16 protein-coding genes and 1 pseudogene are annotated in these 16,741 nt (G+C 37.4%); 7 read left to right on the forward strand and 10 right to left on the reverse strand.

The genetic code is table 11. The features are described 5' to 3' along the window. Positions 1-95 precede the first annotated feature (95 nt). Positions 96-260, reverse strand: coding sequence for a hypothetical protein (locus tag ACFIJZ_RS01225; RefSeq protein ID WP_273791062.1), 165 nt, complete (start codon positions 258-260; stop codon positions 96-98). Between the two features lie 572 nt (positions 261-832). On the opposite strand from ACFIJZ_RS01225, the gene ACFIJZ_RS01230 reads away from it, so the two are divergent. After that, the gene (locus ACFIJZ_RS01230; protein WP_273791063.1) at positions 833-2,122 is read left to right on the forward strand and encodes an MFS transporter; all 1,290 of its coding nucleotides are present in this window, start codon (positions 833-835) and stop codon (positions 2,120-2,122) included. On the opposite strand, the gene ACFIJZ_RS01235 is transcribed toward ACFIJZ_RS01230, so the two are convergent. The 3 genes from ACFIJZ_RS01235 to ACFIJZ_RS01245 are packed head-to-tail and all read right to left on the reverse strand — an operon-like array spanning position 2,119 to position 2,997. Further along, entirely contained in the window at positions 2,119-2,382 is a 264-nt protein-coding gene (locus ACFIJZ_RS01235; protein ID WP_273791119.1) for a hypothetical protein, read from the reverse strand. The two genes, ACFIJZ_RS01230 and ACFIJZ_RS01235, sit on opposite strands and share 4 nt — an antisense overlap. Beyond that, on the reverse strand, positions 2,372-2,551 hold the full coding sequence (locus ACFIJZ_RS01240; protein WP_375630745.1) for a hypothetical protein: 180 nt from the start codon (positions 2,549-2,551) through the stop codon (positions 2,372-2,374). The genes ACFIJZ_RS01235 and ACFIJZ_RS01240 overlap by 11 nt, the downstream gene beginning before the upstream one ends. Then, positions 2,551-2,997 (reverse strand): DNA polymerase III subunit chi, encoded by a 447-nt coding sequence (locus ACFIJZ_RS01245; RefSeq protein ID WP_273791065.1) that lies wholly within the window; start codon positions 2,995-2,997, stop codon positions 2,551-2,553. Before ACFIJZ_RS01245 ends, ACFIJZ_RS01240 begins: the two co-directional genes overlap by 1 nt. Before the next feature lie 397 nt (positions 2,998-3,394). Here ACFIJZ_RS01245 and lptF point away from each other — a divergent pair, with 397 nt between their 5' ends. The 6 genes from lptF to rsmA all read left to right on the forward strand — a co-directional run bounded on the left by lptF (position 3,395) and on the right by rsmA (position 10,934). Then, a complete protein-coding gene (gene lptF / locus ACFIJZ_RS01250) occupies positions 3,395-4,585 on the forward strand; it encodes an LPS export ABC transporter permease LptF (RefSeq protein WP_375630747.1) in 1,191 nt (396 codons plus the stop codon). Then, positions 4,582-5,673, forward strand: coding sequence for an LPS export ABC transporter permease LptG (lptG, locus tag ACFIJZ_RS01255; protein WP_375630749.1), 1,092 nt, complete (start codon positions 4,582-4,584; stop codon positions 5,671-5,673). Before lptF ends, lptG begins: the two co-directional genes overlap by 4 nt. Continuing rightward, a complete protein-coding gene (locus ACFIJZ_RS01260) occupies positions 5,674-8,034 on the forward strand; it encodes an LPS-assembly protein LptD (protein ID WP_375630751.1) in 2,361 nt (786 codons plus the stop codon). 109 nt (positions 8,035-8,143) lie between these two features. After that, positions 8,144-9,100, forward strand: coding sequence for a SurA N-terminal domain-containing protein (locus ACFIJZ_RS01265; protein WP_375612927.1), 957 nt, complete (start codon positions 8,144-8,146; stop codon positions 9,098-9,100). Continuing rightward, the gene (pdxA, locus tag ACFIJZ_RS01270; protein ID WP_375630753.1) at positions 9,100-10,113 is read left to right on the forward strand and encodes a 4-hydroxythreonine-4-phosphate dehydrogenase PdxA; all 1,014 of its coding nucleotides are present in this window, start codon (positions 9,100-9,102) and stop codon (positions 10,111-10,113) included. The genes ACFIJZ_RS01265 and pdxA overlap by 1 nt, the downstream gene beginning before the upstream one ends. Then, complete coding sequence (gene rsmA, locus ACFIJZ_RS01275; RefSeq protein WP_375630755.1) at positions 10,104-10,934, forward strand: 16S rRNA (adenine(1518)-N(6)/adenine(1519)-N(6))-dimethyltransferase RsmA; 831 nt, start codon at positions 10,104-10,106, stop codon at positions 10,932-10,934. Before pdxA ends, rsmA begins: the two co-directional genes overlap by 10 nt. A gap of 29 nt (positions 10,935-10,963) precedes the next feature. Here rsmA and gmk read toward each other — a convergent pair whose 3' ends face one another. The 6 genes and pseudogenes from gmk to fabD form a co-directional block, all read right to left on the reverse strand. Then, positions 10,964-11,641: a guanylate kinase gene (gene gmk / locus ACFIJZ_RS01280; protein WP_375630757.1), complete on the reverse strand. Its 678-nt coding sequence runs from the start codon at positions 11,639-11,641 to the stop codon at positions 10,964-10,966. Between the two features lie 299 nt (positions 11,642-11,940). Beyond that, positions 11,941-13,049, reverse strand: a pseudogene (gene mltG / locus ACFIJZ_RS01285) (endolytic transglycosylase MltG). A 96-nt stretch (positions 13,050-13,145) separates the two neighbouring features. Beyond that, positions 13,146-14,408 (reverse strand): beta-ketoacyl-ACP synthase II, encoded by a 1,263-nt coding sequence (fabF, locus tag ACFIJZ_RS01290; RefSeq protein WP_375630759.1) that lies wholly within the window; start codon positions 14,406-14,408, stop codon positions 13,146-13,148. Between the two features lie 101 nt (positions 14,409-14,509). Next, positions 14,510-14,746, reverse strand: a complete 237-nt coding sequence (locus tag ACFIJZ_RS01295) for an acyl carrier protein (protein WP_004860281.1) — start codon at positions 14,744-14,746, stop codon at positions 14,510-14,512. A gap of 261 nt (positions 14,747-15,007) precedes the next feature. Next, positions 15,008-15,745 carry a 3-oxoacyl-[acyl-carrier-protein] reductase gene (fabG, locus tag ACFIJZ_RS01300; protein WP_273791075.1) on the reverse strand — a complete coding sequence of 246 codons (738 nt, stop codon included), beginning with the start codon at positions 15,743-15,745 and terminating at the stop codon, positions 15,008-15,010. Positions 15,746-15,763: 18 nt separating this feature from the next. Beyond that, entirely contained in the window at positions 15,764-16,708 is a 945-nt protein-coding gene (gene fabD / locus ACFIJZ_RS01305) for an ACP S-malonyltransferase (protein ID WP_273791076.1), read from the reverse strand. Positions 16,709-16,741 lie beyond the last annotated feature (33 nt).

Below are 16,741 nucleotides of genomic sequence, written 5' to 3' on the forward strand. Positions count from 1 at the left end.
ATGAATCACGTATAAAAGTGTGGATTCTTGAGTGGATTCATATAAGATAATTACACTCAACCTATTGACTTTATTGTGTTTTTTAGTATTATATCTCATATGACCGATAACAACTTTCTTGTCTCTTCTAGATGTTCACTGATACTTACTGGTGTTAATAACTTTTCTCTTGGTGTAGCTACTCCATCTGCACTCGCAATCTTGACAAAAAAACCACTGGTCATTAGTGCATAAAAACTTAATTTCAATTTGCGTTGCATTCTTTACACTCCATAATTTCAAATTTAAATTCTCCCATTTAGAAAAAAGTGCATAGACAAAAACAACACAACGTAATTGCTCAACCTCATGTCTTTTAAGATAGCAAAGCATACGATGGATTAAGCTCTGATAGACGAAATATACACCTTGTGTTTTAAAATGCATACACAACTAAAAGATTTAATTTATTTTAGATACACTTTAAAAGTGTTGCAATTGCATCCATAAAAAATATTTTTAATATTTTGAGACACTAAATACTGATCTACGAATAAGATTGATCCCTTAATAGATAAAAATGGCATTAAACTTTAAAGGAAACAGCAATGTGAATGAGAGCTGCGTTTATAGCCACCTATTGCCATCTTCTACAGCATTTAAAGCAGCGTCTTTATTTTATTCATTTTAGATAATATATAGAACACTTATTCATACTCATCAGTCCATAATCATTGTTCTAATATATAACGAAGTGTCATAATATTGACTCGACACTGATTTGAAATTTCTATAGTTATAATTAGTTAACTCGTTATTTGATTTGTCATATACTGAAAGGGACATTCTATTCATGTCTATAAACTCAGAAATGAAAGCTACAAGCAACAGAAACTCCCCTCGTCGAATTTTATTTGCTAGCCTTATTGGACCAACAATTGAATTCTTCGATTTCTATGTCTTTGGCACTGCCGCAGCTCTTATATTCCCTCATGTGTTTTTTCCAACACAAAATGATCAGACTGCCATTTTACAATCTTTCCTAATATTTGGAGCAGCCTTTTTTGCCCGCCCTTTTGGATCAGTTGTTTTTGGACATTTTGGGGATAAAATTGGAAGAAAAGCAACACTTATTGCTTCTCTTCTCACAATGGGTCTTTCAACAGTCATTATTGGTTTTCTTCCTACTTATGAAATAGCAGGGTGGTTTGCCCCTTTCCTCTTAACCTTGTGCCGTATTGGACAGGGAATGGGATTAGGAGGAGAATGGGGAGGCGCTGTTTTGCTCGCAACAGAAAATGCCCCTCCAGAAAAGCGCGGCTGGTATGCGATGTTCCCCCAATTAGGCGTTTCAATAGGTTTGTTTTTATCTATTGCTGTTTATTTAGCTCTGTTGCATTTCCTTGATCGTGCGGAACTTTTAGCTTGGGGATGGCGTATTCCTTTTATTGCTTCAGTTGTCTTTATGATTATAGGATTATGGGTCCGTCTTTCAATTAATGAAACTGTTCAATTCAAAAAAACTCTTGAAAGTAAAGAACATGTCAAAGTTCCTATCATAGATGTCTTTTTAAAATGTCCACGAATCCTATTTCTTGGAGTATTTTCTGGTATGGCAACTTTTGTTTTGTTTTACTTGGTTACTACATATTTGTTAAGCTATTCAACAAACCATCTGCAATTGCCATTTCATCAAGCTCTTCAAATCGAAATTGTCGGTGCTATTTTTTGTGGGATTTTTACTGTCATCACTGGAAAACTCGCTGACCGTATTAGACGTAGAACTTTGATGATTTGGATTACGATCATCACCGGTATTTATTCTTTCGCAATTCCTTATTTCTTAAATTCTGGAGTTATAGGAGTCCTTGCAATGTCTGTCATCGGTTTGTCTCTCATGGGAATGATATATAGTCCTCTTGGTGCTGTTTTGGCTTCACCATACCCAACAGCAATTCGATATACCGGTTCTTCTATCACTTTCAATTTATCTGCTATCATAGGAGCTTCTCTCGCGCCTTATATTGCAGAATATCTGGTGCAACATTTCGATACATCTTATATCGGTTATTATTTGCTTCTTGCTTCTTTTATTTCACTGATTTGCTTCGTCGGATTTACAGATGATGAAATATCCAACTAAAATATAATAACGAAGAATAAAATAAGGACTGGCGGCAAAAATGCTGCCAGTTTTGTTTTTAAAGACAGGGGTTGAGGTATTTTCCACCACAATATTCCCGCAAACAATGCACTCAAAAAGAAAAATAAAAAATCTGCAATATTACTCATATAAGCAACAGCAAACATTTTTGATAAGATATGCGTTGTCCCCAACCACGACACGCAAAAGAAGGACAACATCACAGCCCATAAAATAAGCAAAATTCGATCAATAATCATCATCATGGCGTTTCGTTTTTTTAATTATAGGCCATATCTTTAGCATGCCTAAAAGAAAAATCACAATAAAAACCCAACGCCCTCCCCCTGAACCTTCCGTAATAAAAAGTGCTGGATTTACTATTCCCAGCAATCCTATAAAAATCAGAGCAATAGATACGAGACGCATTAAACCTGTTTTTCCCAGCGACGATCTTCAGTCTGTTGCCAATACGTTAAATTATGATTTTCCATTTTATATTTTTTCCACTGTGCACGAACGAGATTCAACTGCTCTTCACTTCTACCATCAAATATCACGACAAGCCGTTGATAAGCATCAATATCCGAACAAACAGCTCCCTCTATGAGAAAACGAACCTTTGAATCATTCGGATTTTCTTGTCCTGTCGTCAGAAATACAGGCTGAAAGTTTGAATATTGATCACACTCCGTTCCATGTCCAATAAATGATTCATCAGCATAAACCCATAAATGTATATCTATAGAATCGCGTTGTTCTTTACTCACACATTGTATTGTTACTTTACCAAAACGAGCCAATGCACGCTCCACAAGCGTCGGCAAAATATCCTTCAGCGTTGACTGCGTCAAATGATAGAATAAAATATCCAATCTCTTAAGCCTTCATCATTCTTTATAAAAAAGCTAACATCTTTTTAAAAAAACTTCTATATCTCTAATACAAAGGAAACGGTTCAAGATATAAACCCTCTTTTTTGATGGAGATGCATCATCTTTTTGCACGTGTCTTTAAAAGACAATAATTTTTATTTTCAACGTTAATAAAAAAGTTTTTTAAGTTATTTTCTAGATTCTTTGTAGACTATAGTTGAAAATAAAATATAATGTACGGAAAATTTAAAGAGGACCTCATAGGCAATTTTATATTATTTATTTGGTAAAAATATCCAATTCATGAAAGGATATTTTTTCAAACTTTATTACATTTTAACCGAAAGCAGTAAAAATATTTGCTATCGAATTAAAGACTGAGGATTTTCCCCAATTTATGCGTATTATTGAGTTCTACATCCTGAAACGTGTCCTTGTTTTGTTTAGTTCTGTCATGATTGCAGCAGTGGGCGTTAGTTGGACTATACAAATTCTTGCACGGATAAACTTTCTCACAACAAGTAAACAAACACTCCTCACAGTCTTACAATTTTCACTTTCATTGGTTCCTTCTGTTATTTTTCTTGTCATTCCATTTGCATTAGTGATCGCAGTTACAACCATCCTCTCAGCAATGCATCAAGACTCAGAATTTGCTGTCATCAATGCCTCTGGTTTTCCTAAAAGTACTGTTTGGAAACCTATCCTTCTTCTTGCTATTGTTGCATCCTGTATCTCCTTTTCTATAGCTAATTTTGTTGTTCCTCAAGCGCGTCTTCATATGCGACAAATGCTAGCAAGCGCTCATTTTGATCTTATTAATCTATTCATTAGTGAAGGGAGCTTTCAAAAACTCGCCAATAACCTTTACATAGAAATTGGCGAACGAAATCCAAACGGAACACTTGAACGCCTTTTCATTGCCGACCAGCGTGATCCTAAGACTGATCTTTTTTATTATGCAACAGACGCATCCATTGTGAGCAATAAAAACGGCAGTTTTCTGGTTCTCAATAACGGTGAAATAGAAAGAGTCAATCATCAAAATAACAGTGTTTCAATCGTGCAATTTAGCTCATATACTTTTAGCCTAGGAGAGTTTATCCCCAGTGATAAAACACCTACTCTTTATCCAAAAGATCAGTCTCTTTCTTATTTACAAAACCCTGACCCAAAAGATCCCTACTATCAACGAAAACCACTCCAATATAAAGCTGAATTTCACCGCAGATTAACACAATGGCTCTACCCTATTGTTTTTTCACTTATTGCATTAGCAGCGGCAGGAGATGTACGCTCCCATCGACAAGCTCGTCATTCCGCAAATCTCTCGGCAATTGCCCTTTCTTTTCTGGTGTATTGGATAGGATATTTTTTCGCAGAAAAATCAAAAAGCGATCTTGCATACGTTCCTCTCCTTTATATTATACCCATAGGAACAAGTGCATTTGTCTTTTTTATGCTTTTAACGAATCATAAAATTGGGCTTCCCACAAAAGTTAATGAGATACTTCAAATCGCTTTTCAAAAAATAATGAACAAATTTGAACAGCGAAAATCTCAAGATTCCTCGGATAAAATATCATGATTGGGTGGACACTTGGACGATATTTTTTTATACGGTATCTTAAAATAACTTGTTATTTCTGGGGAAGCATTTTTGTTCTTGCTCTTTTAATCGATTTCACAGAGAATTCCGGTAGGCTATCTTCCCTTCCGCATTATACAGCAAAAGATGCATTTTTCCTCTCTGCTTTACGCATCCCTTTTATCATGCAACAACTTATCCCTTTCATTGCACTCTTTTCTGCAATGGCAACGCTTATCTCGCTCAACAAAAAACTTGAACTTGTAGTGACTCGTTCAATCGGTGTTTCTGCATGGCAATTTCTTATGCCAGCTTGTTTTGGAGCTTTTCTTTTGGGATTATTTTCAATTCTTCTCATTAATCCACTTGCTGCATGGGGATTTTCTCAAGCAGAAAAAAAGATGACTGAATGGCGCAATCACAATGTACTAACACCTCTTCACAATACAAGTATCCACTGGTTAACACAACGTACAAATTTAGGCAGAACAACCATTGGTGCCAAATCTATCACCGATCAAGGACTTTCTCTTCTCGATGCAACCTTTGTACAATACAATGACAACGCAACCGTCAAAAATTGGATTAACGCCCCAAAAGCAACCTTGACTAATGGATTTTGGCTATTAACAAATGGAACAATCTATAAAATAGGGCATCCTCCTGAAAAATTTACCGTGTTGCAAATAAAAACCAATCTAAAACCTGAATTTTTAACGGAACGTTTAGTGAATCCCACAACTATTCCATTTTACCAATTGCCAAAAAAAATTATGATTGCACGTTCATTTGGCTATTCTGCTAATAATTTTGATATGTATTTTCAATCTTTGATTGCATTACCGGCATTGCTTGTGGCAATGACCCTCATTGCAGCAACTGTATCTTTAAATTTTACACGTTTTGGGCAATCTAGAATGTTGATTCTTGGTGGCGTAATAGCTGGGTTTATGCTTTATGTTATTTCCGTACTTGTTCAAGCTTTTGGTAATGCTGGATATATTCCACCAATTATTGCAGCTTGGACACCCGTTGTTATTGCGTTATTCTTAGGAATCTCTTTTTTACTTCATAAAGAGGATGGCTAAGTGAAAGCATTAACACTTAAAAAAACTATTTTAACAAAATTAAGTGCTCTCGCTTTTAAAAGTGTTATAGGGGTTATTTTAGGAAGTGCTTTGTCTTATTGTGCGCACGCTCAAAGCCTTCTATCTCCTTCTCAAAGTCGCATTCAAAATCCGGAACCTCCTCTTTTGCTCTCTGCGGATGAACTCATCTACAATCGTGATGAAAACACTGTTTCTGCACACGGTAATGTTCAAATCGAATATGATGGCAATAAAGTTGTCGCTCAAAAAATTATTTACAATCAAAAAACAGGACGGCTTATAGCACAAGGGAACGTTGAAATTACTCAAAAGGATGGTAATAAAATTTATTCCAACCAAATTGATATGACCAAAGATCTTGGCGAGGGTTTTGTAAACGCCTTACGTATTGATACAGCCAACAATGTTCACTTTTCAGCCCAAAATGCTACACGCAAACACAACCACATAACAGTCTTTGAAAATGCAACCTATACAGCCTGTGAACCTTGCTCTTATAAACCAGATCGAGACGTCCTATGGAAAATTAAAGCAAGAAAGATCATATGGAATAATAGCATCAAAAAAATTCGGTTTGAAAATAGCAGTTTTGAAGTTTTTGGTGTACCGATTATAAAATTTCCAAATTTTGAGATCTATGATCCAACTGTTAGGCGTGCTAGCGGTCTGCTTACTCCTCATTTTTTTTATACTGATTATCTCGGTATGGGGATAAAGAATTCTTATTTCTGGAATCTCGCCCCCCATTATGATTTTACCCTTTCTTCTACGGTTTATACCCAACAAGGGCTTTTAACCGAAGGGGAATGGCGTCAGCGTTTAAAAACGGGACGTTATAACATTCGCTTTGCTCATATATATCAAATGAAACCGCATAGATTTGATAATGATACGATTGATGCCCAACATAAAAACCGTTATATGCTGGCGACAAAGGGGGATTTTCGTATTAATTCACACTGGACTTATGGATGGGATATTCTTGCACAATCAGATCGGCATTTTAGTCGTGCCTATAAACTTGAAAACTATAACAATCCTACACAACTTTCTCAGATCTATCTGAATGGTCTTGCAGGAAAAAATTATTTTGATATGCGTTTTTATCATTTTAAAGTTCAAGATTCAATATTGAATGATCCTCATTATGAACGTCACTCTCGGCAAGCGTGGGTCTTACCACGCATCGATTATTTTTTCACACCAGATGAACCCATTTATAATGGAGAGCTTACCTTCCATAGTAATATGCAATCAGTTTATCGTCGCCATGCTGACTTCAGTTCACCCGACCAGAACGGAAACCCTCTCAACACAGTAAAACTTTCTGGTATGGCTGGAAATAGTTTGCGTTTAACAAACGAGCTTCAGTGGAAAAAGCGCTTCAACACGCACAACGGACTCATCTTAACCCCTCTTCTCTCTCTACGAGCTGATATCATTACAACCAATGCAAGAGAAAATCACACAGATTCTATAGAAAACAATGCCTTATCCGCAATTCATGGTTCAGCAATTCGTGGCATGGCAACAGCAGGGTTGGAACTACGCTATCCCTTCCTCATTACAGCTGATCATTCTACACATATTATAGAACCAACTGCACAAATTTTTATACGCAATAATGAACAATATATTGGACAAATTCCTAATGAAGATGCTCAAAGCTTTGTCTTTGATGCAACCACTCTCTTTCAACGAGACAAATTTTCTGGTTATGATCGTGTAGAAGGTGGTACAAGAGCCAATATAGGTATAAGATATTCTGGAAGCCTTAATGATAATTGGTCTCTTTATGGTCTCATTGGACAATCCTTTCATCTAGCAGGAAAGAATTCTTTTGCAGAAAAGGACTTTATCAATGTCGGTACTCATTCTAGCTTAGAGGCAAAACGTTCAGACTATGTTGCAATGTTTGGTACAACCCATAAAAGTGGTTTTTCCTTAGAAACGCGTGGACGCTTTGACAAAAAAACAGGAAAAATCCGCCGTAGTGAAATCGAAGCATCACAAAAATGGCAAAATTTTTGGGCAGCTCTACAATATGCCTATATCGCAAAGCAACCAGATTATGAATATTCTCAAGAGCGCCAAGAAATTTCTTTTCAAACAGGACTTAAATTGGCAGATTATTGGTCCATTAATAGCAACGCCGGTTATGATTTAGTATCTGGTACATTTATAAAGCGAGGAATTAGCTTGAGTTATATGGATGAATGTTTCGGGTTAACATTCGGTTATCAACAGGTAACGAATCCAGGCAGGAAAGCACCCTTGCAAAACTTTAATTTCTCTCTTTCATTGCGTACGATTGCAGATATCGGAAAAAAGATAGATTAATTTATAAAGGGAATGTATCAGTCATTTAACTTATCATTGTTTTTATGAAAGAAAGCGTGTATTTTAAGTTGTTGATGAGAATTAATAAACAATGCGAAAGCCTATTTACATGAATAAATTGAAAAAGCGTTTTCTTGCTTTATTTTATATTGCGTCTTTGAGCGTAAGTAGCCTGTTAATAAATGGATTTTTGATTCCGACAGTCTTTGCGCAGACTTCTATTGTTGTTACAGTTAATGGCAACCCCATCACAAATTATGATATACAAAGACGCCTTGCTTTTCTCAGATTACAACAAAAGCAAGGCAATTTGGTGGCACAGGCTAAAAAAGAGCTTATTGACGAAAAGCTAAAAAATATTGAAATAAAACGTCTTAATATTGAAGTAAGCAATGATGAAGTTGATAGAGCTTTTGAGAATTTTGCGACACAAAATAATATGACGATTGATCAGCTCAACCAGATTCTGATCCAAACTGAGATCACAGTGCAACACTTTAAAGATTACATCCGTGGACAAATAGGATGGGGGCGTCTTGTTAGCGCACGCTATCAAGCTGAAACAGGTATGATTAGCGAACAAGAAGCTGTACGCAGAATATTAAAAAATGGTGGTGTAAAACCTTCAACCAACGAATATACATTACAGCGAATTGTTTTTGTCATTCCTGCACATCGTCGTTCAGAGATCTTTGAAAGACGTCAAAGAGAAGCAAGTAATTTTCGCGCACATTTCCGTGGATGTGCCAATGCTCACAATCAAGCAAGAGGTATTTTAGACGTTACTATCCGCCACTTAGGAAAGTTTCTGGAGCCACAACTTCCTAATGCATGGGAACAAGCTATTCTTGAAACGCCTGCTGGAAAAATGACAAAATTACAAGAAACATCTGATGGAATTGAAGCAATTGCTGTCTGCAAAATAAAAAGAGTTTCTGATGATTATGTCGCTCGACTGATATTTTCTCTTCAAGATAGTAAAAAAAGAAGCCCGCAAAAACTTGAAGAATTAAGCGACAAATATTTAGGAGAACTGCGGCGAGTGGCACGCATTCAAAATTCATAATGGCTGCTCTTATTGTTAGTGGTGGTGATCCTGCCGGTATTGGTCCTGAAATAGTATTAAAAGCGTGGAATTTGCGTGTTACGCGCCAAATTCCACCTTTTGTACTTCTTGCTGATCCAGATGTTATTCGTTCGCGCGCTCGTTTTTTACAGATTGATGTTGAGGTGCAATCTGTTTTAATCAATAATCCTGCAAAAAATTTTCAAAACGCTCTTCCTATCATCCCGTTAAAAAACAAACAAAGTGATCAATTAGGTATACCTTCATCGAATAATGCCGCTGGAATTATTGAAGCAATTAAACGCTGTGTTCAATTGATTCAAAATGGCCATGCATGTGCACTTATCACTTGTCCTATTGCAAAAAAGAATCTTTATGATGCCGGTTTTCAATTTCCAGGTCATACAGAATTTTTAGCTGATTTAGCCCATAAAGCTTTTCATAAATACTATCATCCAGTTATGATGTTAGCAGGGCCTCGATTAAAAACAGTACCAATAACTGTTCATATTCCATTTAAAAATGTTCCTTCACAGCTTACCCGTGATTTAATTATTCAAACGGTACTTATTACTGAATGTGACTTAAAAACACGGTTTAAAATAACGTCACCCCGACTAGCTGTTGCTGGTCTTAATCCTCATGCTGGAGAAGGAGGTGCAATGGGCAAAGAAGATATTGAAGTTATCACTCCTGCTATTGAATATCTTAAAAAGAAAGGACTCAATATTGCAGGCCCGCTACCTGCCGACACAATGTTCCATGAATGTGCAAGAAAGGCATATGACGTTGCCATTTGTATGTATCATGATCAAGCCCTTATCCCTGTTAAGACATTAGACTTTGACAGCACTGTTAATGTCACGTTAGGTCTACCTTTTATTCGCACGTCTCCAGATCACGGAACTGCTTTTGACATTGCTGATAAAGGGATAGCCTCTCCCGAAAGCTTTATTGCTGCTCTTAAACTTGCAAATCAACTTGCAAAAAATAGTTTAATACCATGCCAATAGATAATCTCCCTCCTCTGCGTGAGGTCATTGATATATATGGATTACAAGCGCATAAATCTTTGGGGCAGAATTTTCTTTTTGATCTTAATTTAACATCTAAAATTGCTCATCAAGCAGGCAATATAGAAGGAAAACCTGTTCTTGAAATTGGTCCTGGTCCTGGAGGTCTCACACGTGCCTTGCTAGCAAAGGGTGCCATTGTAACAGCAATAGAACGCGATGAGCGCTGCATACCGGCTCTCTTAGAAATAGAAAAACACTATCCTAAAAAATTAAAAGTTATTTGTAATGATGCACTAAAGCAAGACTTCTCAAAACTCTTTGAAACAAGCCCAGAAAAACCTCGCATTATTGCAAATCTTCCCTATAATATTGGGACAAAACTCTTATTAAATTGGCTTTTGACTGAACCATGGCCTCCTTTTTATGAATCAATGACATTGATGTTTCAACGTGAAGTTGCCAAACGGATTACAGCTAAACCTCAATCTACTCATTATGGACGTCTTAGTGTCTTAACTGGCTGGCGTACTACTGCTAAAATTGCTTTCGATGTACCCCCTCAAGCTTTCATACCAATACCTAAAGTAACGTCTTCCGTTGTTCATATTATTCCACGAACACAACCTCTTGCCTGCTCTGCACAAAAACTAAGCCTCGTCACAAAAACCGCCTTTGGGCAAAGACGAAAAATGCTTCGTCAAAATCTCAAAACACTTGGAGGTGAAGTGCTATTAGAAAAAGCTGGAATTGATGGAATGCGCCGTGCTGAAACGCTCTCGGTTTCTGAATTTGTAACTCTAGCGCATCTAGTGCTCTAAAAAATACACTTTGTGTTATGAAACCTTTTTTAATCACAACATTTATCGATTTTTTCAGCAATAAGCCCATCAACAAAAGAGCCAAGATAAGAACAACGCTCACGTTTTACGGTTTCAGCTAAATAAATTGATTTAATAAAAGATAAAGACTGATCTAAATCTTCGTTAATCACAACATAATCATAAGAACGCCAATGCTTTAACTCCGTTCGTGCATTTTCCAATCGCAAATTGATGATATCTTGACTATCTTCTGCTCGACGATATAAACGCGAAACAAGCTCTTTCATTGATGGTGGAAGGATAAAAACAGATACAGTGTCTCCTAGCATCTTTTTTTGCAGCTGCTCGGTACCTTGATAATCAATATCAAATAACATATCATGGCCAGCATTCAATGCGTTTTCAACAGTTTCACGCAAAGTGCCATAATAATTTCCGTGAACTTCTGCCCATTCAATAAATTCATCTCTATCACGCTTATATTCAAACTCTTCCTTTGAAATAAAGTGATAATGTAGCCCATCTACTTCACTAGGACGCCTTTTCCTTGTGGTCATACTTACGGAAAGCTCTAATTGTCCATCTTTTAGAAGTAATCGAGAAATTGTTGATTTACCAGCACCTGAAGGTGAAGAGAGAATAAATAAAAAACCGCGGCGTTGATTTATTTTTATAGCACTCAATTTACTTTCAAAGACTGTCATTACATCACTCTACTTTGTTCATAAATGTTTCTCCAAAATTTGAATTATACATTATCTCAACCTCTCCCCTAATCAATGTGTTTTCTTAGCAATTCTCAATGTTATTTTGCTCTTTTTTGAGATAAGGTATTAGCAGTATATTCACTTCTTTCTTAAATATTTTTATCCATACGCCAATCCCACTTGTGACAGACAAGAAAATGATTTTTTATCATTCTCATAAAAAGTTTAAATAGAAAAATTTTACTATATTTGGGATTCTCATTTACGATGCAAAAAGATGTGTTATCACTATAAATTCAATGTTTTGCCTTTAATTCTCGCCACTTGCGAACATTCATATTATGTTCCTCTAAAGTTCGAGAAAAAACATGCCCTCCTGAACCATCAGCAACAAAATAAAGTGCATCACTGCTTGGTGGATGTGCCACCGCTTTTAAAGAATCCCGACCTGGATTTGCAATAGCCGTTGGGGGCAAACCATTAATTTTATAAGTATTATATGGTGTTTCCTTCTCAAGATCTGAACGATAAATTGCACGACCGGATGGTTTTCCTTTTCCTCCGAAGAGACCATAAATTACTGTTGGATCCGATTGAAGACGCATATGCTTTGTAAGGCGGTTATAAAATACCGCAGCAACCATTGGTCTTTCTGCTGCAATTCCCGTTTCTTTCTCAACAATTGAGGCTAATATAACAAACTCATCAATTGATTTAATGGGTAAATCAGGTGAACGCGTAGCCCATATAGCATGAATTAATTTTGTCTGTCCTTCACGCAACCTGTTTACAATCTCTTTACGCGTTGTTCCCCGAATAAAACGAACAGTATCCGTCATTAAATAACCTTCTGGAGGCAAAATTTTTGGAAGGTCTCCAATCAAAATTTCATTCGCAGCTAATCGATCGAAAACTTGCTGAACCGTTAAACCTTCAGGTACTGTAAATGTATACTCTATAGATTTTCCTTTCACAAGAATATCCATAATATCCTGCATCGAAGCATGAGCTGGAATTAAATATTCACCAGCCTTCAGATGCGTTGTTTTTTGGTGATAACCAACCCCATAAACAAAAATATCTGATGATCGAATGAAACCACGTTTTTCTAGCAATGAAGCAATTTCACGAATTCCGGTACCAGGATGGATAAGAACAATTTGTTCTTCCTCAATTTTTCCCTTTTCTTCAAAAATACTTTTTCCAATATAAAGAGGAATACTTATGGCAAAAAGAATAATCACAATCAGCATAAGAAAAAAATGACCGAGAATGACCAACGGATTACGGACGATAGATGATTTCTTTCGTTTTTTATGTATTAACATGTCATAACTATCTGCTAAATGATTCGAAGAGGAATCACTTACGTCCTTTAATGATTTCCATTTTTCACATCGGACATAACCCCTCAATAGCGATTAAGGATAATATTATAATTTCTCATTCACCTTATAATAAAATAGAAAACTCAAAAGCAAAAATTAAATAAAAATACTTATTATCCCCTAAAACGTCGCATCACCAACGATGCATTTGTCCCACCAAATCCAAAAGAATTAGAAAGAATCGTATCAATCTTTCGTTCACGCGGTTTGTGTGGTACAAGATCGATTTTCGTTTCAATCGATGGATTGTCAAGATTAAGTGTCGCTGGGGCTATATTATCCCGTATAGCTAAAATAGAAAAAATAGCCTCAACAGCACCGGCTGCACCAAGTAAATGCCCGATAGATGATTTCGTTGATGACATAGAAACTTGTGGTGCATAACTCCCTAAAACACGCTCAACAGCCGCTAGCTCTATGGAATCAGCCATCGTAGATGTACCATGAGCATTAATATAATCAAGTTCACTCACATTCACTTGTGCACGCTTAAGAGCAGCTATCATACTACGCTGAGCCCCTTCACCACTTTCTGAAGGCGCTGTAATGTGGTAAGCGTCACCAGATAAACCATAACCAATAACCTCAGCATAAATACGCGCTCCTCGTTTTTTGGCATGTTCCAGCTCTTCTAAAACAACAACTGCTGCTCCTTCCCCCATCACAAAACCATCACGATCAGTATCATAAGGACGTGACGCCCGTTCAGGATCATCATTGCGACAAGTGGAAAGAGCTCTACAAGCTGCAAAACCTGCAAGAGATATCCGATTTATCGGAGATTCAGCCCCCCCTGCCACCATGACATCTGCATCACCAAACATAATCAAACGTGCCGCATCACCAATCGCATGCGCCCCTGTTGAACAAGCCGTTACAACAGAATGATTAGGCCCCCGTAAACCATATTGAATAGACACATAACCAGAAGCAAGATTAATCAAACGACCTGGAATAAAAAAAGGAGAAACACGACGTGGGCCCTTATCACGAAGCGTATAACCAGCTTCAACAATACCCTCAACTCCCCCAATTCCCGAACCAATTAACACACCTGTACAAATCTGATCTTCATCACTCTTAGGAAACCATTCGGCATCTGCAAGCGCTTGGTTAGCAGCAGCCATTGCATAAACAATAAATGCATCAACTTTACGTTGCTCTTTAGGTTCCATATACAAATCAGCATTATAAGTCCCCTCTGCTCCATCCCCTAAGGGGATACGCGCAGCAATCTGGCATGGCAAATCTGACACATCAAACTCTGTGATACGTCGGACACCACTTCTTCCTTCAAGAAGTCGTTTCCAACTATATTCAGTATTACCAGCTAATGGAGATACCAACCCTAAACCAGTAACAACAACACGTCTCATAACTTCTAACCTTGAACTAAACTTCACCTCTCAAAGCTCTCTTTTCAAAAGAGCTCCGAAGAATATAGGCAAAAGCAATTCATGCCTTTGCCCTTTAGTAATCACGCAGAAGCTTTATCAATGAACTTGACTGCATCGCCAACTGTGAAAATCGTTTCAGCAGCTTCATCTGGAATTTCTACCCCAAACTCTTCTTCAAAAGCCATAACGAGTTCAACCGTATCAAGGCTATCAGCCCCTAGATCATCGATAAAGCTTGCATTTTCTACAACTTTATCAGCATTAACCCCAAGATGTTCCACGATAATTTTCTTAACGCGCTCTACTGTATCACTCATGTTGAAATCCTCGAATTTATATTTTCCTATAATTTGGTTAACTATATCGGTTCATCTAATCAAGCAATAGATGCATTACTTTAAAAGATTTTAGTAATGATTTAAAACATCCTGTGGATATCCCCTACAAAATGAACCAATCTGACATTCCGACATCAATTGATCAACGACCATATTAAAGAAATAGATGCATCTATCCATTTCAATCGTTACTATCTAAAATAATACAACTCATAAATCAATGTGGAATAAAATAAATACTCAAATCATTGCCATTCCACCATTGATATGGAGTGTTTGACCTGTCGTATAGGCTGCTTCATCGCTTGCTAAATAAACAGCAGCAGCGGCTATTTCTTGCCCACTTCCCATACGCTTCATCGGAATCGCAGCCATAATGGCTTCTTTTTGCTTTTCATTAAGCTTGTCTGTCATTGCGGATTTAATAAATCCTGGAGCAATACAATTGACAGTGATGTTTCGCGAAGCAATTTCTTGTGCCAATGCTTTAGAAAAACCTATCAAGCCTGCTTTTGCAGCACAATAATTCGTTTGTCCAGGGTTTCCCACAACACCAACAACAGATGTAATGTTAATAATCCTTCCATAACGGCGGCGCATCATAGAATGTATTAATTCACGCGTCAAAAGAGAAGCAGCTGTTAGGTTAACTTCTAAAACATCATCCCAGTCTTTATCTTGCATACGCACAAAAAGACCATCCCTAGTGATTCCCGCATTGTTAACCAAAATATCGACGCCATCCATTTCTCTTTCTGCAACTTCAGCCAATTGTTTAATCGATTGGCGTTCAGAAAGATTAGCGGGAAATACAAAAACATTCTGCCCTAATTCTGCCGCCACTTCTCTAAGCTTTTCTTCGCGTGTTCCATGAAGTCCAACAATGGCTCCTTGTGCATGAAAGCAGCGTGCAATTGCCTCACCAATTCCTCCCGAAGCCCCCGTTACAAGAGCTTTACGTCCTGTTAATCTAAACATCTTTTAACTCCTTATAGATTAAACGCCGAGCATACCTAGCGCTGATTCTATTTCATCAACTGTTCCAATGGTTACCCCCTTTATATCTTTGTTAATACGACGCGTTAAACCTGTTAATACTTTTCCAGAACCAACTTCAAAAAGCGTATCAACTCCATTAGCAGCGATCCATTCTATTGTTTCACGCCATCGCACCCTCCCAGTCACTTGTTGGACAAGAAGAGTAGTAATACGCTCTGGATTGCTCTCAGGTGCAACAGAAACATTGGCAATCAAAGGAACAATAGGGGACATTTTGTTAACAGTCAAAAGTGCTTTCTTCATGGCATCAGCAGCAGGTTGCATTAAAGATGAATGAAAAGGTGCAGAAACAGGAAGAAGAAGTGCACGTTTTGCACCTTTTGTTGATGCAATCTCTACCGCTGCCTCAACTGCTTTTGCTTTACCGGAAATAACAATTTGCCCACCACCATTATCATTAGCAATCTGACATAATCCTTCTCCAGAAACAGTTTCGCAAATTTCTTCCACAATGTGCTCTTCTAAACCAATTAATGCTGCCATAGAACCTTCACCAACCGCGACAGCAGCCTGCATAGCATTGCCACGAATACGCAAAAGTCTTGCCGTATCTGTGAGAGTAAATGTACCAGCAGCACAAAGAGCCGAGTATTCGCCTAAAGAATGACCAGCAACAAATCTTACCTTTTCTTCTATACGAAGCCCTAATTGTTTCATCACACGAATGACAGCCATAGATACAGCCATTAATGCCGGTTGTGCATTTGCTGTTAACGTTAAAACATCTGCTGGTCCTTCAAAAATGATCTTTGATAATTTCTCGCCCAAAGCATCATCAACTTCCTCGAAAACCATCCGTGCGGCAATAAATTGCTCTGTAAGCGCCTTCCCCATACCAACAAGTTGACTCCCCTGCCCTGGAAAAATAAAAGCTGCACCCATTTATCAACTCCTAAAACTGTACAATTAAATTAT

It is taken from the genome of Bartonella sp. CL70QHWL (genome assembly GCF_042194855.1).
Lineage (GTDB): Bacteria > Pseudomonadota > Alphaproteobacteria > Rhizobiales > Rhizobiaceae > Bartonella.